This window comes from Ruegeria sp. BH6, from assembly GCF_056538105.1.
The window spans coordinates 148,032-170,750 of sequence record NZ_JBQFSR010000001.1; the positions used below are offsets into that span (position 1 = coordinate 148,032).

At 58.8% G+C, this 22,719-nt stretch carries 18 protein-coding genes and 1 tRNA gene; 10 read left to right on the plus strand and 9 right to left on the minus strand.

The genetic code is table 11. The features are described from left to right. Positions 1-37: 37 nt before the first annotated feature. On the minus strand, positions 38-3,439 hold the full coding sequence (gene putA / locus ACR0B8_RS00740; RefSeq protein ID WP_170360461.1) for a bifunctional proline dehydrogenase/L-glutamate gamma-semialdehyde dehydrogenase PutA: 3,402 nt from the start codon (positions 3,437-3,439) through the stop codon (positions 38-40). A gap of 102 nt (positions 3,440-3,541) precedes the next feature. Between putA and ACR0B8_RS00745 the strand changes: the two genes are divergently transcribed. Further along, a complete protein-coding gene (locus ACR0B8_RS00745; protein ID WP_170347909.1) occupies positions 3,542-4,030 on the plus strand; it encodes an Lrp/AsnC family transcriptional regulator in 489 nt (162 codons plus the stop codon). Positions 4,031-4,060: 30 nt separating this feature from the next. Further along, positions 4,061-4,624, plus strand: a complete 564-nt coding sequence (locus tag ACR0B8_RS00750; RefSeq protein WP_170347910.1) for a tetratricopeptide repeat protein — start codon at positions 4,061-4,063, stop codon at positions 4,622-4,624. A 39-nt stretch (positions 4,625-4,663) separates the two neighbouring features. On the opposite strand, the gene ACR0B8_RS00755 is transcribed toward ACR0B8_RS00750, so the two are convergent. The 7 genes from ACR0B8_RS00755 to ACR0B8_RS00785 all read right to left on the minus strand — a co-directional run bounded on the left by ACR0B8_RS00755 (position 4,664) and on the right by ACR0B8_RS00785 (position 12,771). Next, the gene (locus ACR0B8_RS00755) at positions 4,664-6,553 is read right to left on the minus strand and encodes a PhoX family protein (RefSeq protein WP_226688750.1); all 1,890 of its coding nucleotides are present in this window, start codon (positions 6,551-6,553) and stop codon (positions 4,664-4,666) included. Positions 6,554-6,756: 203 nt separating this feature from the next. Next, positions 6,757-7,752, minus strand: a complete 996-nt coding sequence (locus tag ACR0B8_RS00760) for an ABC transporter ATP-binding protein (protein ID WP_170347912.1) — start codon at positions 7,750-7,752, stop codon at positions 6,757-6,759. Then, positions 7,749-8,783, minus strand: coding sequence for a Gfo/Idh/MocA family protein (locus ACR0B8_RS00765; RefSeq protein WP_170360458.1), 1,035 nt, complete (start codon positions 8,781-8,783; stop codon positions 7,749-7,751). The genes ACR0B8_RS00760 and ACR0B8_RS00765 overlap by 4 nt, the downstream gene beginning before the upstream one ends. Then, a complete protein-coding gene (locus ACR0B8_RS00770; protein ID WP_170360456.1) occupies positions 8,780-9,619 on the minus strand; it encodes a carbohydrate ABC transporter permease in 840 nt (279 codons plus the stop codon). Before ACR0B8_RS00770 ends, ACR0B8_RS00765 begins: the two co-directional genes overlap by 4 nt. A 10-nt stretch (positions 9,620-9,629) precedes the next feature. Further along, positions 9,630-10,544: a carbohydrate ABC transporter permease gene (locus ACR0B8_RS00775; RefSeq protein WP_170347915.1), complete on the minus strand. Its 915-nt coding sequence runs from the start codon at positions 10,542-10,544 to the stop codon at positions 9,630-9,632. A gap of 65 nt (positions 10,545-10,609) precedes the next feature. Continuing rightward, positions 10,610-11,863 (minus strand): ABC transporter substrate-binding protein, encoded by a 1,254-nt coding sequence (locus tag ACR0B8_RS00780; RefSeq protein WP_170347916.1) that lies wholly within the window; start codon positions 11,861-11,863, stop codon positions 10,610-10,612. Between the two features lie 23 nt (positions 11,864-11,886). Next, the gene (locus ACR0B8_RS00785; RefSeq protein WP_226688749.1) at positions 11,887-12,771 is read right to left on the minus strand and encodes an N-acetylmuramic acid 6-phosphate etherase; all 885 of its coding nucleotides are present in this window, start codon (positions 12,769-12,771) and stop codon (positions 11,887-11,889) included. Between the two features lie 170 nt (positions 12,772-12,941). Between ACR0B8_RS00785 and ACR0B8_RS00790 the strand changes: the two genes are divergently transcribed. From ACR0B8_RS00790 to ACR0B8_RS00825, 8 genes are all read left to right on the plus strand, one after another. Then, positions 12,942-13,817, plus strand: a complete 876-nt coding sequence (locus ACR0B8_RS00790) for a glucosamine kinase nucleotide-binding domain-containing protein (protein ID WP_480657934.1) — start codon at positions 12,942-12,944, stop codon at positions 13,815-13,817. Further along, positions 13,804-14,553: a GntR family transcriptional regulator gene (locus ACR0B8_RS00795; protein WP_170347919.1), complete on the plus strand. Its 750-nt coding sequence runs from the start codon at positions 13,804-13,806 to the stop codon at positions 14,551-14,553. Before ACR0B8_RS00790 ends, ACR0B8_RS00795 begins: the two co-directional genes overlap by 14 nt. Positions 14,554-14,571: 18 nt before the next feature. Continuing rightward, a complete protein-coding gene (locus ACR0B8_RS00800) occupies positions 14,572-15,600 on the plus strand; it encodes an SIS domain-containing protein (RefSeq protein ID WP_480658002.1) in 1,029 nt (342 codons plus the stop codon). Beyond that, positions 15,597-16,733 carry an N-acetylglucosamine-6-phosphate deacetylase gene (gene nagA / locus ACR0B8_RS00805; protein ID WP_226688747.1) on the plus strand — a complete coding sequence of 379 codons (1,137 nt, stop codon included), beginning with the start codon at positions 15,597-15,599 and terminating at the stop codon, positions 16,731-16,733. Before ACR0B8_RS00800 ends, nagA begins: the two co-directional genes overlap by 4 nt. A gap of 108 nt (positions 16,734-16,841) precedes the next feature. Beyond that, positions 16,842-16,916, plus strand: a tRNA-Gly gene (locus ACR0B8_RS00810). A gap of 128 nt (positions 16,917-17,044) precedes the next feature. Further along, a complete protein-coding gene (locus ACR0B8_RS00815) occupies positions 17,045-18,865 on the plus strand; it encodes an ABC transporter transmembrane domain-containing protein (protein ID WP_170360444.1) in 1,821 nt (606 codons plus the stop codon). Positions 18,866-19,022: 157 nt separating this feature from the next. Continuing rightward, positions 19,023-20,912, plus strand: a complete 1,890-nt coding sequence (locus tag ACR0B8_RS00820; protein WP_170409025.1) for an acyl-CoA synthetase — start codon at positions 19,023-19,025, stop codon at positions 20,910-20,912. A 12-nt stretch (positions 20,913-20,924) separates the two neighbouring features. Beyond that, a complete protein-coding gene (locus ACR0B8_RS00825; protein ID WP_170360440.1) occupies positions 20,925-21,848 on the plus strand; it encodes an alpha/beta hydrolase in 924 nt (307 codons plus the stop codon). A 4-nt stretch (positions 21,849-21,852) separates the two neighbouring features. Here ACR0B8_RS00825 and ACR0B8_RS00830 read toward each other — a convergent pair whose 3' ends face one another. Next, the gene (locus tag ACR0B8_RS00830) at positions 21,853-22,689 is read right to left on the minus strand and encodes an alkaline phosphatase family protein (RefSeq protein ID WP_226688746.1); all 837 of its coding nucleotides are present in this window, start codon (positions 22,687-22,689) and stop codon (positions 21,853-21,855) included. Positions 22,690-22,719 lie beyond the last annotated feature (30 nt).

Below are 22,719 nucleotides of genomic sequence, written 5' to 3' on the forward strand. Positions count from 1 at the left end.
GACGCTGGGCTTTTCCCGGCCCAGCGTCAAGGTACGGTTACGCCGCACCTCCCAACAAGGCTGCATTGCCTCCGGCGGCGGTGGTGTCGACGCAGACGTGACGCTCGCCCAGAACCCGCGCCCGGTCAGGTTGACCAGGGATCAGCGGCAGGATCGGGCCGTCACGGCGGGCCAGGTGGCGTTCGATCTCGCGCGCGGTTTCGTCATCTCCCCACCACAGAACTCCTGAGATATTGGCGATGTTCTCTAGCCTGTGCAGGTCCACCATGCCGGTCGCTAGAATGGCGGTGCCACCCAGGGCTGCGACTGCTTCGGCCTGCGCTTGTGCGGCCTCGGGTCCTGGCCCCATGCACAACAATGGCGCGCGGGGGAATTCACTCAGTCGGTTGGATTCGCCGGTCGGACCGGGCAGGGATTGCGTGCGTACGGCAGCAGGCTGGCCTTGCGGATCGGGTAGATCGCCCATCGTGTTGTTCCAATTCGCCGTGCTGTGTTGACGATCCGGAGCACAGAAGCGTGCCATGTAGTTCGGTCCACCCGCCTTGGGTCCAGTGCCCGACAGACCTTCGCCGCCAAAGGGCTGAGATCCCACGATCGCACCAATCTGGTTGCGGTTGACATAAATGTTGCCCGCGTGAACGGCCTCGGTGATGTGTTGCACCCGGTCATCGATGCGGGTGTGCAGGCCGAAAGTCAGCCCATAACCCGTGGCATTGATGTCGGCGATGACCTGATCAATCTCAGCAGCCTTGAAGCGGACGACATGCAGGACCGGGCCAAACACTTCACGCTGCAGTGCGCTGATACCGGGGATTTCGATCAGGGTAGGGGCGATGAAAGTCCCTTCGGGGGGCGTGTTCAGTTCCTTCACCACCCGGCCTGCTGCGCGCGCTTGCGCGATGTGGTCCGCAATGCCTTGCAGCGCGTCCTGATCAATGACCGGGCCGCAGTCGGTCGACAAAAGCCATGGGTCACCGACCTGCAAAGCCTCCATCGCGCCGGTCAGCATGGTCAGCAAGTCGTCGGCGATATCTTCCTGCACATAGAGGCAGCGCAGGGCCGAGCATCTCTGACCCGCAGATTGAAATGCGCTTTCGATGATGGATTGCACGGCTTGTTCAGGAAGTGCGGTGCTGTCCACAATCATGGCGTTCAATCCGCCGGTTTCCGCGATCAAAGGCGTGCCAGGTTTCAGGTTCTCTGCCATTGCTGAACGAATTTTCAATGCGGTGGCGGTCGAGCCTGTAAAGGCGACCCCAGACACGCGCGGGTCTGACGTCAAGGCCGCCCCGACGGACGGCCCACCGGGCAGCAGTTGCAGAACGTCGCGCGGTACTCCGGCCTCGTGCAGCAGTTGGACAGCCCGGTGCGCGACCAACGGTGTTTGCGGCGCAGGCTTGGCTAGAACGGCGTTGCCGGTGGCCAAAGCCGCCGAAATCTGCCCGGTAAAGATTGCCAGCGGAAAGTTCCAGGGGCTGATGCAAGTAAACGTGCCCGCTGGTTCAGCCGCGGGGATGTTAGCAGCATAATAACGAAGGAAATCGACCGCCTCGCGCAGTTCAGCGACCGCATCGGGAATCGATTTGCCAGCCTCTCGCGCCAGCAGAGCGAAAAGCTCACCATAATGTGCTTCGTACAGATCAGCTGCTGTATTCAATACCTGCGCCCGTTGTTCAGCCGGAGCATTCCACGGAGCCGCCGTGGCCAACGCAAGTTCGACATCCTGAGCGCTGGCCGGGGCGACCGCGCCCGGTCGGTCCTGTGGATGCGCCGGATTGGTGACGGGTTCGTCAGCGTCGGGATGCGCGTCTTGTGACAGAAGCGGCTGCGCATACCAGTGATGTGCGCGAAACGCATCGCGGGCGGCGTCAATCCGATCGAGCGTCGGTGTGTGTTGCAGATCGAACCCTTTAGAATTGGGTCGCTCGGGTTGAAACAGTTCAGGGCCGGTTGGCAGCGGTGATTTTGGTTCTGCAATGGTGTCGAACGGGTCCGAGGCGACCTCCTCGGGTGGCACATTTTCATCGACGATCTGGTTCACGAAGGATGAGTTCGCACCGTTTTCAAGCAAACGCCGCACCAGATAGGCCAAAAGATCGCGATGTGCTCCGACCGGAGCGTAAATTCGGCAGCGAGTGTTGCTTTGATCGCGAACGATCTGATGCAAAGTTTCGCCCATGCCATGCAAACGCTGAAACTCGAACGGTTGCGCGTCGGCCATATGCAGGATTGCGCTGACCGTATGGGCGTTATGGGTGGCAAATTGCGGGTAAATCCGGTCGGTCATACCCAACAGCTTGCGGGCATTGGCGATGTACGAGATATCGGTCGCCGCCTTGCGCGTGAAAACCGGGAAACCGTCGACACCCTCGACCTGCGCGCGCTTGACCTCGGTATCCCAATAGGCCCCTTTGACCAGCCGGACCATCAGTTTGCGGTCATGACGTTCTGCCATGTCATAGAGCGTGTCCAGAACAAGCCCCGCACGCGGACCATAGGCTTGCACGACAATGCCGAAACCATCCCAACCGGCCAATGCGGGCTCACCCATAACGGCCTCGATCACTTGCAGGGAAAGCGACAGGCGGTCGGCTTCTTCGGCGTCAACATTCAGGCCCATACCGGCGGCTTTGGCCAACAGACACAGGGCGCGCAGGCGAGGGACAAGCTCTTCCATCACCCGTTGTTCCTGCGCCAACTCATAGCGCGGATGCAGGGCTGACAGCTTTACCGATATCCCCGGATTGGCCCGGATATCGTCATGGGTGCAGGCATCGGCAATGGCCGCGATAGCGCGAGAATAAGACAGGTGATAACGGGCGGCGTCAGCTTCGGTGCGCGCCGCCTCGCCCAGCATGTCGTAGGAATAGGTGTAACCCTTTGCCTCCATCCCGGCGGCCCGGTCCATGGCGGACTGGATAGTCTCACCCAGTACGAATTGACGGCCCATTTCCTTCATCGCGCGGCCAACGGCCGTACGGATCACCGGTTCGCCCAATCGTTTGATGGCCCCACGCAGGGCGCCGACGGGCGACGCTTTGCCCTCGTCCAGAACCTTTCCGGTCAGCATCAGCGCCCAGGTTGACGCGTTCACCAGCGAAGACGATGACTGCCCCAGATGTTTGCCCCAATCCGACGGTGCGATCTTATCCTCGATCAGCGCGTCGATGGTGTCGGCATCAGGGACGCGCAGCAGCGCCTCGGCCAGACACATCAGCGCGATGCCCTCGTCGGTGGACAGGCCGTATTCGGCCAGAAACACCTCCATCATGCCGGGCGAAGTACTGGACCGGATGTCACGCACGAACTGAGCCGCTGCTGCACAGATCGCCGTGCGGTCGGCTTGGGGCAGGTTGGTCTGTTCGACCAACTGATCCAATACTGCAGACTGGTCAGCATAGGTCTGGCCGTCGATATGGGTGCGCAGGCTGTGTGTCATGTATCCTCCGGGCTTTTGGGGAGTATACAGTCGATTTTTCAGGACAATCGCCTTAAGTTCAAAAAATGGTAGGCGAATGTTCTGAAATTTCGAGGCTCAGCGATGCAAAAAGGTAATCCCGATCTGGATCGGTTCGACCGGTCGATTCTGGCGATTCTGGCCGAGGACGGGCGCATTTCGGTTGCCGACCTTGCGCGGCGGATCGGGTTGTCGAAATCTCCAACTCAAGCACGTGTGAAAAGACTTGAGGCCGAGGGTATCATCACCGGATACCGTGCCCTGCTGGACCCGATCCGTCTTGGTCTGGATCACGTCGCCTTTGTCGAGGTGCGCTTGACCGACACGCGCGAAAAGGCCCTTGCCGAGTTCAACGCGGCAGTGCGTAGGGTGGCCGAGATCGAGCAAGCCCATATGATTGCGTCAAATTTTGACTATTTGTTGAAAATTCGCACCGGCTCGATGTCGGAATACCGCGCGGTGCTGGCCGAGAAAATCTCATCCCTGCCGCATGTGGCCAACACATCGACCTTCGTCGCGATGGAAGCGGTGAAAGAGACGGGCGTGTCCGGTGCCATTGACGGGATGGGTTGACGAAAACCCCGCACGCGTCACCATTGGGTCATGAAACAGATCACCTATGCCACCATCCTGTTAATAACATCCACAACAGCGCATGCCGATGAATGCCCTGTTGCGCCGGATCACAGCGCCGATGTCAGTGGCGTAATCGCCCAGATACAACAGGCCGAAAACGAACAGGCCGCCCGTCTCTTGTCGAACCAATTGTGGGAGTTTTGGACGGACGCACCTGATGAAAGCGCGCAGGCGGTTCTGGACCGAGGCATGACGCGCCGAAACGCATGGGACCTGCTGGGCGCCATCGAGGATTTCAACAAGCTGGTCGCCTATTGCCCGTCATATGCCGAAGGGTACAACCAGCGCGCCTTTGCGCATTATTTGCGGCAGGATTTTCAGGCCGCGTTACCAGATCTGGACAAGGCGATCGAACTGTCGCCTAACCATGTGGCGGCCATCAGCGGGCGCGCCCTGACCTTGTTGGGATTGCAAAGGATTGACGAGGCGCGCGAAGCTTTGAACCAAGCACTGGAACTGAACCCGTGGCTTTCGGAGCGTCATCTTCTGGCACCCGGAGGGCCACTGGCGCCTCCGGGTGAGGATATCTGACAAAACGCCCCAACTATAGAGTGGGGGCTTTTTCGACGTTTAGCCGACCAAACCGTTGTCGGAGCGCTTGATGGCGATGACCGATGATCGCGGTGTACCGCCATCGGGCCAGTTGCTGCCCGGATGCTGAATGCCCACAAACATGGTGCGCAGGTCGTTGGACCAGGCCAAGCCGGTGACCTCGCAACCATTGGGGCCCGTCATGAACCGTACGATTTCGCCGGTCACCGGGTCGCCAACCAGCATCTGGTTATTGCCATTGCCAGCAAAGTCACCCTCATTGTTGTCCTTACCGTCGGTCTGAATCCAGATCAGGCCAGTCGAGTCGATGACCATGCCATCGGGCGAGTTGAACAGGTTACCCTCATTCACATTCGGCGAGCCAGCGCGGTCGTCGGAATGCACCGTCGGGTTGCCCGCCATGACATAGAGATCCCAGTCAAACGTGTCTGCGGCGTGATCGTCATTCGAGGGTCGCCAGCGGACGATTTGACCGTACTTGTTGGCCTCACGTGGGTTGGCGGCATTGACCGAAGTGTCGTCACCACCGGCATTCGGTTTGACACCACGGTTCTTGTTGTTGGTCAGGCAGCAATAGGCCTCGACCGCAACCGGGCTCGACGCCACCCATTCTGGGCGGTCCATAGTGGTGCCATCTACGGCAGACGCTGCCATGCGGGTAAAGATCCGGATTTCAGCATCATCCATGCCAGTCGTTTCCGGCGTCAGTGGCAGCCATTCACCGGTCGCATCGTCGTTGAACTTGGCAACGTACAGCGTTCCGTCATTCAGCAAGCTCTCGGTTTCGCCACCTGGCTGATAGGTGCCGTTCGAGACGAACTTGTACAAGTACTCGCCGCGCTCGTCATCGCCCATATAGACAACCACACGGCCATCTGCGGCCAGTGTCACCTCGGCGTTTTCGTGTTTGAAGCGGCCCAGGCCGGTGTGCTTGACCGGCGTGCTGTTCGGCTTGGTCGGGTCGATTTCCACGATCCAACCCGCGCGGTGCGGTTCGTTTGGGTTTTTTGACGTGTCGAAACGCGGATCGAAAAGCTCATACCCGTTCCAGCTTTCGGCTTTGACACCGTAACGCTTGAAGCCGTCTGCCACCTTCTGGTCGTAGCTGGCGTTTTCATCGGACGATCCGAAGTAGCCGTTAAAGTTCTCTTCGCAGGTCAGGTATGTGCCCCATGGCGTTTTACCTGCGCCACAGTTGTTCATGGTGCCCAGAGACGCCGTGCCGGTTGGGTCGGCCTGCGTCTTCAGCAGATCGTGACCTGCAGCGGGGCCTACGATCTTCATCGGCGTATTGTGGTGGATACGGCGATTGAATGGGCTGTCTTTGACAACCGACCAGCCGTTGGGGCCTTCGGCGATCTCCATCACGGTCACACCCTGAAGGTTCTGCAGCTTCAAAACATCGTCCGCGTTGGCGGGCACGCCTTCCTGCGCAGCTGGCATGTTGATCTTGCGGTTCGGGTATTCGTGGTTGATGGCGATCAGCTCATGACCCCGAAACGAAAATGTCTCCATCCCATCAGTGTTTTCACCGAAGATACGGTCTGATTTGTCCAATGGGCCGCCATCCGTCAGGTCATAGCCGTCGGCATCGGAAAACAGTGGATCGCCCCAACGCATCAGAATTTTCCACTCATACCCTTCGGGCACATGCACGGTGCCATCGGTCTGCGCAGCAATCGGCGTGAATGCAAAGCGCGACGTGGTGACGGCATGAGCGGCAGTCGACCCCATCAGACCCGCGCCCATAGCGGCAGCGCCTGATCCAAATGCTAGCACACCACCCAGAAAACCTCGGCGCGAAATGGCGCTTTCTACAACACGGTCAAAGTCGTTTTCTTCGGGGCGGGGGAAATGCAGCTCGTCCCAATCGTCGGCGGACAGGGTGGTGGGATCAATGTCTTTCATGGATAGCTCCTGGCTGTCAGAAAATAGCAGATGAAAGGCAATTAGAATTTCTTTGTGACAGCTTGATAACAACCCCATTAAGGGAGAGGCCTGATCTTTCAGAATTTTGCGTGCAATGAAAAGGGAAAAGGCCTTTTCTCTGCGGGAATCCGCGCGTTCTGGTGCGCGATTGTTCCGCAGAAAAACACGCGTGCCTGCGACATTTAGCGCAAACGCTGACCAGCTGCGTCGAACCGATAGGCCTTGTCAGCAGTATAGGCGAGCCGCAATTCCTGACCTTCGGAAATGGCGTGCTGACCGAATAGCCGCGCGGTCACGGATTGGTCGTGTATTTTGGCGATAACGTTTGTATCCCCACCCAGTTTCTCCACATGGCTGACCTGAGCTGTCAGCGGGCCGTCGTCGGACAGAAACAGGTCTTCGGGGCGGATTCCAATGATGTTCTGGCCGCTATCCCCCAACAGGCTTTCGGGTAGGAAATTCATAGACGGTGAGCCTAGAAATCCGGCAACGAACTGGTTTGCAGGGTTGTTGTACAGCTCCATCGGGCTGCCGATCTGTTCCACCCGCCCGTCACGCAGAACGACGATCTTGTCGGCCAGTGTCATCGCCTCGGTCTGGTCATGGGTAACATAGATCATCGAGGCGTCCAGTGCCCGGTGCAGGTTCGCAATCTCGATCCGTGTATTCATCCGCAGGGCGGCGTCCAGATTCGACAGTGGTTCGTCAAACAGGAACAGCTTGGGTTCCCGCACAATGGCGCGGCCGATAGCGACCCGCTGGCGTTGACCTCCCGACAATTCAGACGGATAGCGATCTAGATAGGGCTCGAGGTTCAGCATCCGGCTGGCATTGGCAACGCGTTCCTCTATCACCGCTTTGGACTGCTTTTCCTGCTTCAGCGCCAGCGTCATGTTCCCGCGCACGCTGAGGTGCGGGTAAAGTGCATAGCTTTGAAACACCATAGCTATGCCACGCTTGGATGGCGGCACCAGATTGACCTGTTGACCACCGATATTGATTTCGCCCGAGGAGGCATCTTCGAGCCCCGCAATCACACGTAGCAGGGTGGACTTGCCGCAACCCGAGGGACCGACGAAGACAACAAACTCGCCTTCTTCAACCTCAAGCGTGATGTCCTTGAGGACATGCACATTGCCAAAGGATTTGTTCACATTGCTCAACGTCAGGGCGGTCATTTTGCGGGCTCCTCAAGGGAAACGGGCTGGCCGGTGCGGATGCTTTCATCCGCGGCCAGACAAATGGCGAGGGATTGAACGGCGTCATTCATATGACGGGTCAGGTCGATGTCTTCGGCGATTGCGCGCAGCATATAGGCTTGTTCGGCATCGCAGAGTTCCTGATGGCCGGGTTCATCGGGCATATCGATGGTTCGATCACCTTGTGGCGTATGGACCAGAAGGCCGCCGACCTTTGTATGCCCATCAATATCGGAAGATGCGCCTTTATTGCCATCGGTGATTGAAACCGATCCGTTGGGCGACACGATATCTTTCACGAAAAATGCTGTTTCAGACATCATTGGGCCCCATCCGGCCTCATACCAGCCGACCGAGCCGTCATCGAAAACCACCTGAAACTGACCGTAATTGTACATGTCCTCGGCGATCTCATCGGATAGGCGCAGACCCATCCCATGAACCCGGACAGGCTGCGCCTCGGTGATCTGGCACATGACGTCGACATAATGAACTCCGCAATCGACAATGGGTGAGGTCGTTTGCATCAGCGCCTTATGCGTTTCCCATTCCGCGCCCGAGGATTGCTGGTTCAGGTTCAGACGGAACACATATGGCCCGCCGAGATTGCGCGCTTCGGTGATCAAGCGCATCCAAGACGGGTGGTGGCGCAGGATATAGCCCACGACCAGCTTGCGGTTCAGCCGCGTGGCGGTTTCCACCACCCGCCGCGCGTCAGCGACGTTGGTGGCTAGCGGCTTTTCGACGAAGACATGCACGCCTGCCTGCATCGCCGCACAGGCGTAATCGGCGTGGCTGTCGGAATAGGTCGCGATCACAACCAGATCGGGGCGGGTCTCATTCAGAGCAGTTTCGAAATCCGAATACGCGGGATAATCCGAAAGTTCGGGGTGGTCTACGCGCCCGGATCGGTTCACCAGCCCGACGATTTGCGCATCGGGGTGGTGGTGATGGGCCAGCGCATGGCTTAGCCCCATATTGCCCAGACCTGCGATCAGTACACGGGTCATTTGACAGCTCCGGATGTGATGCCACGGATCAGTTGGCGCGAGAAGATGACGTAGAGAACCAGAACCGGCAGGATTGCCATCGACAGGGCGGACAAAACCGCGTTCCAGTCGGTCACGAACTGGCCGATAAAGACCTGACTGCCCAATGTCAGCGTTTTGGTTTCCTCAGCCGGGGCAAGGATCAGCGGGAACCACAGGTCATTCCAGATAGGGATCATGTTGAACACGGCTACAGTTGCCATTGCCGGACGAACCAGTGGCAGGACCAGTCGGAAAAAGATCGTGTATTCCGACAGACCGTCAATGCGGCCTGCGTTTTTCAGGTCATCACTGACCTGCCGCATGAATTCAGACAGTATGAATACGGCCAGCGGTAACCCCTGCGCTGTGTAGACAAGGATCAGCGCCCACAGCGTGTTCACGAGCCCGGTCGCCACCATCATCTCAAGGATCGCCACAGTGCCGATGCGGATAGGGATCATGATCCCCAGCGCCAGATAAAGCCCCATGAGCAGGTTGCCTTTGAACTGGTATTCAGACAGCGCATAGGCCGCCATGGCGCCAAGCAGTAGGATGAAGAACAGCGATGCGACCGTGACGATCATCGAGTTCTGGAAGTAGAGGAAGAAATCCCCCTGCTTCATCACCGTCTCGTACCCGATCAGTGAAAAGCTGTCTGCGCTGGGCAGGGCCAGGGGTTCGCGAAAGATCGCGCGGCGGGTTTTGAAGCTGTTGATCAGAATGACAAAGACCGGGAACAGGGCGATCAGCGTATACAGGATCAACGCACCGTGCATCGCGGCGGTGTTGAAGGGATTTTGGCGTGCTTTGTTCATCCGTTCACCCTCACAGTTGATACCGGCGCATCCGGGTCTGGATGCCAAACAGATAGATGCAGACACCCACCAGGATGATGGCAAACATGGCCCCGGCGATGGCTGATCCCATATGCGGATCGCCCAGTTGCAATTGGAAGCCAAAGAAAGTGCGATACATGAATGTACCCAGAATATCGGTCGAGAAATCCGGCCCGGCCAGCGCGCCTTGAGACGCATAGATCAGATCGAACGCGTTGAAATTGCCTACGAAGGTTAGGATCGAGATGATCCCGATCGACGGCAGGATCAGCGGCAGCTTGATTTTCCAAAAGGCCGAGGCCCCGGTGATGCCGTCAATCTCACCCGCCTCAAGGATTTCTTCGGGGATGGTCAACAAGGCGGCATAGATCAGCATCATCGGTATGCCCACGAACTGCCAAACCGAGATCAGCGCCAGCGTGGTCAGGGCGTATTCCTCTTTTCCTAGCCACGGAGCAAACAGGGATTTCAGCCCAATCGCGTCCAGCATCGACGGAGCGATGCCCCAGATCGGCGACAGGATCAATTTCCAGGCGAAGCCGACAATCACAAAGCTGAGGATCGTAGGGATGAAGATCGCCGACCGGTACAAGGCCGCAAATCGAAGCCGTGGGTGGCTGAGAAGCGCGGCCAGTGCGATGCCAATGGGGTTTTGCACCAGCATATGGATCAGGAAAAACCAGAAGTTATTCCCCAGTGCATTCCAGAACTGTTCGGACCAGATCGGGTCAAAGAACAGCGTTCGAAAATTCTGTAGGCCTACGAACACACGGGTCTGATCGACCTCGGTAAACAGCGCCAGACGCAGCGTGTTGAACAGCGGAAAGATCATAACCGCGGTATAGACCAGCACGGCCGGTGCCAGAAACACGACGATATGCCAGCGGAAGCGGGGGCGGTTCATTGGACTGCTTTCAATGGGGTGTCGGGTTTACCCGGGCGATCACCGCCGCCCGGGTATGATTGGGTTTACTGGTGTGGTGCGTACCAGGAGGCGAGGCCTTCCTGCAATTCTGCACCCAGATCCTCGGGGGATTTGGCGCCTTTGATGGCGGCAACCGATGCGCCCCAGGTTTCATTTTCAAGGTTCGGTGTACCGCGCGACAGGATTTGATAGGTCGAGCGGATGGTCGATTCACACTCGTCGCGCCAGCCCACGATTTCCTTGGCCAGTGGATCTTGCAATTCGACAGGCGTGTTGGAAAGTGGGAAGAAGCCGGGCAGGGCATTGCCGAAAATTTCTGCAAATTCCGGGCTTGCGACCCAGGTCAAGAATGTCTCGGCGGCCTCGGGATGTTCAGTCGCGGCGTTCATGCCGATGCCGATATCGGTGTGGTCCGAAATATAACAGGTGTCGCCAGCGTTACGGACTGGCGGCTTGAATGCACCCATCTCAAAATCGGCCTGTGTGTTGAAGCCCGAGATTTCCCATGAGCCTGCGGGATAGATCGCCGCGCGACCTAGTGTGAAGATGTTCTGACTATCGGGATAGGTCTGTGCCTCATACCCGTCGCCCAGATACTCACCCCAGCGTGCCAATGTGGCATAAGGGGCTGTCCAGGCCTCATCGGTAAGCTTTTGCTCGCCCGCGATCAGGGCCTGACGGCCTTCCTCACCCTTCCAGTAGTTCGGCCCGATGTTGTTGTAACCCATCGTGGCGGCTTCCCACTGGTCATTGGTACCCATTGCCATCGGAATATAGGTGCCATCTTCCCGAATCTTGTCGAGCGCGGCAAAGAACTCATCCTCGGTCGTTGGAACTTCGATCCCAAGTTCAGCAAATGCGTCTTTGTTATATATGAACCCATGAATTACCGAAGCCATCGGAACGCAGAATGTGACCGCGCCATCATCCGTCTGCCAGGCCGATTTTGCCACGTCCGAGAAGTTGCTCATCGCATCGACTCCGGACAGATCGGTCAGGTGTCCTGCATCATACAGCGCCAAAGAGGCGTCAAAGGGGCGGCAGGTGATCAGGTCACCGGCTGACCCCGCGTCCAGTTTCGAGTTCAAAACGGCGTTATACTCTGCCGGTGCTGACGGGGTGAAGTCGATCTTGATTCCGGGGTGCTGCGCTTCGAACGCGGGAATGATCTGGTCCTGCCACAGGGTCAGGTCATCATTGCGCCAGCTTTCGATGGTCAGGGTTACGTCTTCGGCATAGGCAGTTGTGGCCATCAGGGTTGTCCCCAATAAGGCCAGCTTCAGGCTTTTATGTTTCATCTCTCTCTCCCATTATTTAGTTGTTAATCCTTGGCCAATGCTGCGGTCAGAATTCCGTTCGTGGTTCGCAGGCGAGCATCCGCTTGCGTCAACGACAGGTCTTGTGCGGCAATCAGAATGGCGGGTTTTACGTCGCCATGCGCAACGTTCAGCGCGTTTTGCGCCGTATCTGTATCCACTTCGGCGATGCGGGCGACGATCCCGGCGGCGCGGCCCCGCAGTTTGTCGTTGTCGGCACGTAGATTGACCATCATGCCGCCATGCACATGGCCAAGCTCAACCGCCATAAGCGAAGACAGCATGTTCAGCGCAATCTTCTGTGCTGTTCCAGCACCCATGCGTGTGGAGCCTGAGATCAGCTCGGGCGGCGTGGCCAACAGGATGGGAATGTCAGCGCCGAGCAGCAAGGGGGTGCCGCCGTTATTGGCGATACTGATCACAGTTGCGCCCTTGGCGCGGGCGATGTTCATGGCAGCCACTGTGTACGGCGTAGAGCCGCTTGCTGAAACCGCAATCACCGTGTCTTTGGCTTGTAAGCTGTCCAAGGCTTGTTCCAACCCTTCGGTCGCATCCTCGGCCCCGCCCGGCATTTCAACCCCGGTGGGCAGGCCACCTGCCATATGTATGCGCAGACGGGCAGGGGGGATCGAGAATGTGCCGCCCAGCTCTTGCGCGTCAGCAGCTGCCATCAGGCCAGATGACCCGGCGGCCACAAAGTGCAATATCCCCTCTGCGCGCATGGTTTCTGCCATGGCCTTGGCGCCCCGGACGATGTTGTCCTCGGCGTCGCGAACGGCTGCGGCAGCTTTGATTTGACCTTCGGCCAACGCGCGAGCCGAAGTGGCCAGATCGCCTGGTGACAGGCGCGCGGCATCAGGGTGTAATTGTTCGGTTGACGGCAGCGCCAAGAGAATCCTCCCACGTTTCCCTAATACAATACCTATCTAATACCACTTGTCTAGAATTTTATTTCTGACTGAGACTTATCGATGTAATTCATCCGTTTAGTTGGCGATGTGGTCATTCGGTGTTGAATTTGGCCTTTTCTATCGCTGAAAGGTATTATAATGGTATTGTCATGAATGAGTCTCGAGATAATGCTGTGTTGGCCGTTGATGGCGGGGGGACGCGATGCCGCGCCGCCTGTGAAATCGGGGGTGTGGTCCATAGTGTCGAGACCGGAGCGGCCAATGTTTCGACCGATTTTGACAGCGCGCTGGCGCAGATTCGGGCTGGGTTGGATCAATTGTCGCGTCAGATCGAGGTGACCATAGGGGATATAATCACTCTGCCTGCTTTTGTGGGACTGGCGGGCGTTACTGATGCCGCGATCGCAGGGCGGTTGCGGGATGCGCTGGGCCTGACCTGCGCGCGGGTCGAAGATGACCGGCCCGCCGCCGTGCGGGGGGCATTGGGCGCGCGGGACGGTTTGATCGCGCATTGCGGCACCGGGTCTTTTCTTGCGGTGCAGGCGGATGGCGCGATGCGTTTTGCCGGAGGTTGGGGTTCGATTCTGGGGGATGAGGCCTCGGCCCAGTGGGTTGGGCGCAGAGCCTTGGCTGAGACGCTGCGTGCATATGATGGCACGCAAGCCGAAACCGATCTGACGCAAATGCTGTTGGCTGACCTTCAGGGCCCGGCTGGTATTGTGCGCTTTGCTAGAACGGCCACGCCCGCACAATTCGGAGTGCTCGCACCTACAGTGACGTCCGCTGCGAAAAAGGGCGATGCGGTTGCCGTACATATTCTACGGGCGGGGGCTGGCTATATCGCGGATACCGCCAAACAGTTGGGCTGGCAGGCGGGTCAGACGATCTGCCTGACCGGTGGAATTGCGGGGCAATATGCGCACTATTTACCTGATGACATGCAATCGGCCGTTCGCCCTTCGCTGGGTGAGCCGCTGACCGGGGCCTTGGCCCTTGCGAAGGAGATCCGACATGAGCATCTCTGACTTCCTGCGCGCCGATTTGTGGCTGAGCCCGGACAAAGGGCCGCGCTATGTTCAGCTAAGGCACAGGCTGCAAGAGGGGATCGACACCGGCGTGTTGCCTCCGAATTCCTCGCTGCCGTCGGAACGTGAGCTGGTTGAAATCACCGATCTTTCGCGCGTTACCGTTCGTAAAGCGATTCAGGAACTGGTGCAGGAAGGTGTGATCGAACAACGTCAGGGGTCAGGCTCGTTCATTCGCGAACGTGTGGCGCGGGTCGAACAATCGCTGACTCATTTGACCTCGTTCACCGAGGACATGTCGAGCCGCGGTATGCAGACCACCTCAAAATGGCTGGAACGCGGCGTCTTTGCACCTACCCCCGAGGAGGTCCAGGCCCTGAGCCTGAAAGAGGGCGAGCAAATTTCCCGAATCTATCGCCTGCGCGAGGCAAATGGCCGCCCGCTGGCGCTGGAACGTGCTGCGCTGCCGCTGGATATCCTGCCAAACCCGATCGAGGTGACCACCTCGCTCTATGAGGTGCTAGACGGTCTGGGGCGACGACCAGTGCGCGCGGTACAGAAGATATCGGCCCTTAACCTCGCAGCGCGAGAGGCTGAGTTGCTGGAGGTGCCCGAAGGGGCCGCCGGACTGAACATCGAACGCGTTTCATTTCTTAAAAACGGGCGGGTCGCGGAATTGACCCGATCCCTCTACCGAGGCGACACCTATGACTTTGTCGCCGAGTTGCGGCTGTAGCCGGAAAGGCAAGTGAGCATGTCAGAACACAGTTCGAAAATGCGTCAGGAGGTTTTGGAAATCCCCGACGCCGTTGACCGATTGCTAAGCCAGGGTGCCGCCAATATTCAGGATTCGGCAAGGCGGGTGAAAGAGGCCGATCCCCGGTTTCTGATCACAGTGGCGCGGGGGTCGTCGGACCACGCTTGCGCGTATTTGAAATACGCTGCCGAATTGTTGCTGAACCTGCCTGTGGCCTCGGTCGGGCCGTCGGTCAGTTCGATCTATGGGGCTGATCTGCGTGCGGCTGGGGCGGTGTGCCTTTCGGTGTCGCAATCGGGCCAAAGTCCAGACATTGTAGGGATGACCCGAACGCTGAAATCTTCGGGCGGGGTGACGGTTGCGATCACCAACAACACGGCCTCGCGCCTTGCTGAAGTGACGGATGCGGTCTTGCCCCTGCACGCAGGGCCGGAACTGAGTGTCGCTGCGACCAAAACTTTTGTCACCTCGCTTGTGGCGGGGTTGTGGTTGTTGGCTGAAATCAAGGGGGATGGTGATTTGACGGCCGCGATCCGATCCTTGCCCGGTCATTTGGGGCAGGCCGCGCAATGCGATTGGTCGGCGGCGGCTGATGCAATCACCGGCCGGTCACTGTTCACGCTGGGCCGCGGTCCGTCCTTTGCGATGTCCAATGAAGCTGCTCTAAAAATCAAGGAAACCTGCCAGATTCACGCCGAAAGCTATTCGGCGGCCGAGGTTCTGCATGGTCCGGTCTCAATCGTTGAACAGGGGTTTCCCGCCATCGTTTTTGCCGCCGCAGATGCCGCCGAGCAAACGACAGCCGAGGCGGCTGATGCGTTGGCAGGCAAAGGTGCGGCTGTTTTCGCGGCCACTGATAAGGTCACCAAAGCGCATAGCCTGCCGGTAACCCGAACCGATCACTGGTTGACTGACCCCATTGCCACGATCACGTCGTTTTACAGCATGGTCGAAGCCGTGGCGCAGGCGCGCGGGATCGACCCAGATACTCCGCGCCATCTGAGAAAGGTGACAGAGACGGTATGACCTCAGAATCCATGACATTTCGCAATGGTGCCCTGTTCGATGGAGAGCGCCTGCATTTTGATCAAGTCATGACCTTTCGCAACGGCGTCCTTGCCGCGCTTGCGGCTGAGGAGACCGCACAGATCGAAGGGCAAGTCATCGACCTGAACGGGGATATCTTGTGCCCCGGCTTCGTCGACCTGCAGGTGAACGGCGGCGGCGGCGCGATGTTCAACGACGACCCCTCGGTTGATTCGATCCGGCAGATCGCCGAAGCGCATCGCCGTCTAGGTGTGGCGTCCTTGCTGCCGACCCTAATCACCGACACGCCCGAAAAAACCGAAGCCGCCGTTGCAGCCGCGATAGAGGCGGTTCGCGCGGGGGTTCCGGGTGTGGCTGGGCTGCATCTTGAAGGGCCACACCTGTCGGTGGCGCGAAAGGGGGCGCATGACGGGGCGCTAATTCGTCCGATGGAGGACGCGGACCTGACCATGCTGATTGCGGCAGCAGAGCAATTGCCGTGCCTGAAGGTGACCCTTGCGCCCGAATCCGTGTCTCTGCAGCAAGTGCAAGCTTTGTCGGACGCCGGGATTCTGGTGTCGCTAGGACATAGCAATGCAGATTTCGAGACGTGTCTGCTTTATGCCGCGGCGGGCGCGCGCTGTGTCACACACCTTTTCAACGCCATGAGCCAGTTGGGCAGCCGCGAACCCGGTCTGGTGGGGGCCGCACTGGCAACCGGCGGACTGTCGGCGGGGGTGATCGCCGACGGTATCCATGTCCACCCCGAGGTGATCCGCGCGGCCTGGGCTGCCAAGAAAGCGCCAGGCCAGATATTTCTGGTCAGCGATGCCATGGCTGTTGCGGGTACGGATCAGGCCGCGTTCGAGCTGGAGGGTCGCCGGATCACGCGGACGGACGGACGCCTGACACTTGAGGATGGAACGCTGGCTGGGGCCGATTTGGACTTGACCACTGCGATCCGCATTCTGGTCATACATGCTGACGTGCCGCTTAAGGAGGCGCTGGCTGCAGCCACGACCTATCCGGCGTCTCTGATCGGCCAGCCGGTTGCGCAACCGCTGCGTGCCGAGTCGATGATCCGGATTTCCTCGGATCTCGAATCCTGTTCTTGGATATGTTCACAGGGTTGAGGGAAGGGCGTCTGTCTCCTGCATTAGAGCGCGATTACAGAAATTGATTTCCTGCGCCGAAGGGCGCTTGACGACACCAGACGCATCCCTTAAACCGACCTGCGCTGAGCGGGCGTCGTATACTGGCTATTACCTCAGCCTTCCAAGCTGATGAAGCGGGTTCGATTCCCGCCGCCCGCTCCAAATCAGCCCCGAAATTCTGCGTCAAATGGCCCTTACAGGCCGTGAATTGGTGACGCGCTGCTTGACCCCGCCGTCTGCTGCCGCCAAGAAGCGACCACCTGATTGCGAATTTGAACTAAGGGCCACGCATGGCAAGAACCGCACCAGCCAGTCCAGCACAACAACCCGCACCCGGCGCCAGTGAAGAGCGCGCCCGGTCCAAGAAAATTGGCGTTCTGGCGTCGTTGTGGCCCTTCATGCGCCCCTACCGGATGTTGATGGCCGGTGCGACACTGGCGTTGGTGCTGACGGCAAGCATGACTCTTGCGCTGCCACTGGCCGTGCGCCGTGTGGTTGACAATTTCCGCATCGAAGATGGTGAGTTGTTAGAGTGGTACTTTCTGGCCGCGCTGGGCATCGCCGGGGTTCTGGCCGTGGGCACCGGCCTGCGCTATGCGCTGGTGACCCGGCTGGGCGAACGGGTGGTCGCCGATATCCGCGAGGCGGTGTTCGACCGCGTCATCGGAATGAGCCCCGAATTCTACGAACGTATCATGACCGGCGAGGTCCTGAGCCGGATAACCACCGACACGACGCTGATCCAGTCAGTGCTTGGCTCGTCTGTGTCCATCGCGCTGCGCAACATGTTGTTGTTCTTCGGCGGGCTGGTGTTGATGCTGCTGACATCGGCCAAGCTGACAGGTTTGGTTTTGTTGTTGATCCCGGTGGTGGTGGTGCCGATTTTGGTGCTGGGGCGCCGCCTGCGGGTGATCAGCCGCGAAAATCAGGACTGGATCGCAGCCTCGTCCGGTAACGCAGGTGAGGCGCTGAGCGCGGTGCAAACGGTGCAGGCCTTTACTCATGAACAGGCCAGCCGCAAGCAATTCGCGGATATGACGGAAACGTCTTACGTCGTCTCGCTGCGCCGTATTCAGACTCGTGCGGTTCTGACCGTGATCGTCATCTTTCTGGTGTTTTCGGGCATTGTTGGCGTGTTGTGGATGGGCGCAAATGATGTCCGCAACGGCGTGATGACCGAAGGCGTACTGATCCAGTTCGTGATCTATTCGATTATCATGGCGGGTTCTGTGGCGGCCTTGTCTGAAATCTGGAGTGAATTGCAGCGCGCCGCAGGCGCAACTGAACGACTGGTGGAATTGCTGAATGCACAGGACACCGTCACCGATCCGTCCAATCCCAAGACGCTGCCATTACCGGTTCGGGGTGAGATCCGCTTTGACGATGTGACCTTCCGCTATCCGTCACGCCCCGATGTTGTCACGCTGGAACATCTGTCATTGCAGGTTAACCCCGGCGAGACGGTTGCATTTGTCGGCCCCTCGGGGGCGGGCAAGACAACCGTCATCCAGATGATCCAGCGGTTTTATGATCCGGTCTCGGGGCAGGTCAGTCTTGATGGCGTCGATCTGCGTGACATCGACCGGGCCGAGTTCCGCCGCCACATGGCGCTGGTGCCTCAGGACCCGATCATCTTTGCCTCTTCGGCGCGTGAAAACATCCGGTTTGGTCGTCTGGACGCCACCGATGCCGAGGTTGAGGCCGCCGCCCGGGCCGCCGCCGCACACGATTTCATTTCGGCTTTGCCCGAAGGTTACGACAGTTTCGTTGGTGAACGGGGTGTGATGCTGTCTGGCGGGCAAAAGCAACGTATCGCCATCGCTCGTGCGATCCTGCGGGACGCGCCGGTACTGCTGTTGGACGAGGCGACCTCGGCGCTGGATGCCGAAAGCGAGCGTGCGGTTCAAGGCGCTGTCGATCAGATGCGCGCCGGGCGCACCACGTTGATCGTAGCGCACCGGCTGGCGACGGTGAAAAAGGCTGACCGGATCGTGGTGATGGAGGCCGGCCGTATCGTGGCGCAGGGCACCCATGACGATCTGGTGGCACAGGACGGCCTGTATGCCAGATTGGCGCGTCTGCAGTTCACCGACGGCATGGCGGCAGAATAAAGTGACGCGGGGGCAGGGCAATTCGCTCCGCAGCGTAATTCTACCTCTTTCCGGGCTTCACAGCTAAGCCCTTTCTTGATCATGCACGGTTTTGCTTCCATCTTGGCGGTGGATACAAAACCCGTGCCGGACACGGGAGAGATAAGGGAGGAGTCATATGGCCTTTGTGGGTTTGGAAGACAAGGCAAGGATGGAGCAGGAAATGCCGTGGGAGGACCGCGATGTTCCGGTCACCTTCCATCAGTTGTTGTCGCGCACGGCAAGCAAGTTCCCCAACAGCAATGCGATCAGTTTTCAGCTTTTGTCCGGGCCGACCGACAAGGCCGAAACGCTGACCTGGTCCGAGCTGCTGGGTAAGGTCAATCAGGCCGCCAACCTGTTCCGCTCGCTCGGGATCGGTGAAAAGGATGTGGTGGCCTACGTGCTGCCCAACAGTAACGAGACGCTGATCACCATGATGGGTGGCGCGGTTGCAGGGATCGTGAACCCTATAAACCCGTTGCTGGAGCCCGAGCAGATAGCCGCGATCCTGCGCGAAACCGGCGCCAAGGTCGTGGTTACGCTGAAATCCTTCCCCAAGGCCGACGTGGCGCAAAAGGTCGAAGAGGCCGTGCGCCATGCGCCCAACGTCAAAACCATTCTTGAGATCGACCTCAACCGCTATTTGACGCCGCCGAAATCCTGGCTGGTGCCGCTCCTGCGTCCCAAGATGGGCGACAAGGAACATCTTGCGCATGCGGATTATAAGAACTTCAACAAGGAACTGGCCAAACAGCCCACTACGCTGACCTTCGAGGACAGCACCGAAGATCGTGTCGCCTGTTATTTCCACACCGGCGGAACCACCGGTATGCCCAAGGTGGCGCAGCATAAATACTCGGGCCTGATCTACAACGGCTGGCTAGGAAACACGCTGTTGTTCTCGGACGAAGACGTGATCATGTGCCCGTTGCCGATGTTCCACGTTTTCGCTGTGCATGTGATCGTGATGGCTGCGGTGTCGTCGGGCGCGCATGTGGTCTTCCCGACCCCTGCCGGGTATCGGGGCGATGGCGTGTTTGATAACTTCTGGAAGTTGATCGAGCGCTGGAAGGTCAGTTTCATCATCACCGTCCCCACCGCGATTGCCGCCAAGATGCAACGCCCGGTGGATGCCGATATCTCAAGCGTGAAAACAGCCTTCTCGGGTTCGGCCCCGCTGCCGGTCGAACTGTTCCGCCGGTTCGAAGAAGCGACGGGTGTGACCATCGTCGAAGGCTATGGACTGACCGAGGCAACCTGTCTGGTGTCGTGCAACCCGGTGGATGGCGAAAAGAAAATCGGATCGATCGGGATTCCATTCCCCTATACGGATGTGAAAATCCTGCAGAACGGACCGGACGGCCCCAAGGAATGCGGCGCGGATGAGATCGGCGAAATCTGTATCTCGAATCCCGGCGTCTATGCGGGCAACACCTATACCGAGGCGGACAAGAACGTTGACCTGTACCATTTCGACAAGTACCTGCGCACAGGCGATCTGGGTCGGTTTGACGACGATGGGTATCTGTGGATCACCGGCCGCGCCAAGGACCTGATTATTCGCGGCGGCCACAATATCGACCCAGCCGAAATCGAAGAGGCTTTGCTGGGCCACGATGCCGTTGCCTTTGCCGGCGCTATTGGTCAGCCCGACGCGCATTCGGGCGAGGTGCCCTGCGCCTTTGTAGAACTGGTCGACGGGGCCAGTGTGACCGAGAAGGAATTGATGGAGTATTGCGGCGTGCATGTTCACGAACGTGCGGCAAGACCCAAGCACATGACCATTCTGGACGAATTGCCGAAAACCGCCGTGGGCAAGGTCTTCAAACCCGAACTACGCAAGCAGGCAATCACCCGCATCTATAATGGCGCGCTGGAAGAGGCCGGGCTGGACGCGCGCGTCGTATCCGTGCTTGACGACAAAAAGCGCGGGCTTGTCGCGCAGCTTGACGCGAACGGCTGCTCGGACGACGATGTCGGTAAGGTGCTGGGAACGTTTACCCGGCCATGGGAATGGGCTGCCTGACCGGGAGGGACAATGGACTATGAACGTCTGATTGATGAAGAGACTTGGGCGTTCATTAGACGAACGGCTGAAAGCTATCCTGATGACGCTGTCGACCTTTCGATCGAAGATCAGCGCCGTGTCTACAACAAGATGTGTCAGGACTTTCGCCAACCCCGGCCTGCAGGTCTGGATGTGCAGGACAGGTCCGCCAATGGCGTGCCTGTCCGGGTTTACACCGCCGGAGATCCGACCCGAACCGTCGTCTATTTTCATGGCGGCGGTTTCGTCGTTGGTGGGCTGGATAGCCATGATGACGTTTGTGCTGAGATTTGCGTTCAGACCGGGTATCGGGTTGTTGCCGTAGATTATCGCCTGTGCCCCGAACATGTGCACCCGGCACAGTTTCAGGATAGCTGGACCGCAACGAATTGGGTGGTGCAGCAATACGGCGACCCGTTGATCTTGGCCGGTGACAGCGCGGGTGGCAATCTGGTCGCCGCGTTGGCGCAGCATGCACGGGGGCGGCTTGATGGAGTGCTGGGGCAGGTCCTAATTTATCCCGGTCTTGGCGGGGACACATACACAGGGTCATATATCGAGCACGCCCAGGCACCGCTTTTGACGCTGGAAGAAATCCGGTTCTACGAGAAAGTGCGCTGTGGCGGACCTGCGCCGCAGAACGATCCCACGTTTGCGCCGCTGCAGGATAAAGACTTCTCAGGCCTGCCGCCTACTGTGGTGGTCACTGCCGATTGCGATCCGTTGCGCGACGATGGCCTGGCCTATTGCACTAAGATCACCGAAGCGGGCGGGAGGGCGCATTGGGTGAATGAGCCCGGCCTTGTGCACGGGTACCTGCGGGCGCGCACTTCAGTGAAACGCGCCGCAGACAGTTTTGAACGGATATCAGTTGCGATCGAGGCGCTGGGCCAGCAGATCTGGCCCTACGATTGATCCGTTACTTCAGGAAAGGCTTGGCTTTCATCGTCTCGGCGATCGGTGCGCCCATGCGATTCAGGATCGTGGGTGCCAGTTGCAGCTGGTCGATCACCGCATCAGCCTCTGGGCCTTCGGCATCGCCGAAATAATACAATGCAGTTTCCTGCTGAAGCGGGCTGCGCCCGCCATGATGGCCACGTTCGTCCTGACCGTGATCGGCGGTCACGATGACCTCATACCCCAGTTGCCGCCAGCGCGGGATGAAAGGGGCCAGCATTTCGTCCATAACGAAACAGGCGTGGTCCATTTCCTCGCAGTCGTGATGAAACCGGTGACCCATACTGTCCAGCGTGCAAGTGTGCAGGACGCCGTAATCCAGCCCAAAGCGCAGGCACAGATTGGTCAGAGTGCCAAACAGATCAACGTCCGACGGCGTCATCTGGTTCAGTTTGCTGTAGCCGGTCATCGAGTGGAACCGGCCATGGTTGATCGTTTTGCTCTCGGGCTCGTCATATTCGACGTCACGGACATAATCGAACGGGTGACGGTTGAAGAATTGCGACCAAAAGCTGTGGGTCACCGCCCCGGTCACGCCGTTCGCTTCGCGGACCTGGCTGAAGACGTCCTTGTGGCTTAGGCGGAAGACGTTGCCGTTGCCGGTACAGCCATGTTCCTGCGGCGTGACGCCGGTGTGGATCGAAGCATAGCAACTGGCCGAGATCGATGGCAGCACCGCGCGATGCTTCCAAACCTGCGCCTCGCCACTGTCGACCCACCCTTCCAGGTTGCCGAACAGGCGGCGAAAATTGCGCCACGGAACACCGTCTAGAATGATGAGGAGGAGTTTTCGGTCCATTCCCTGACCCTTTCTTAAAGTCCCTCAGGT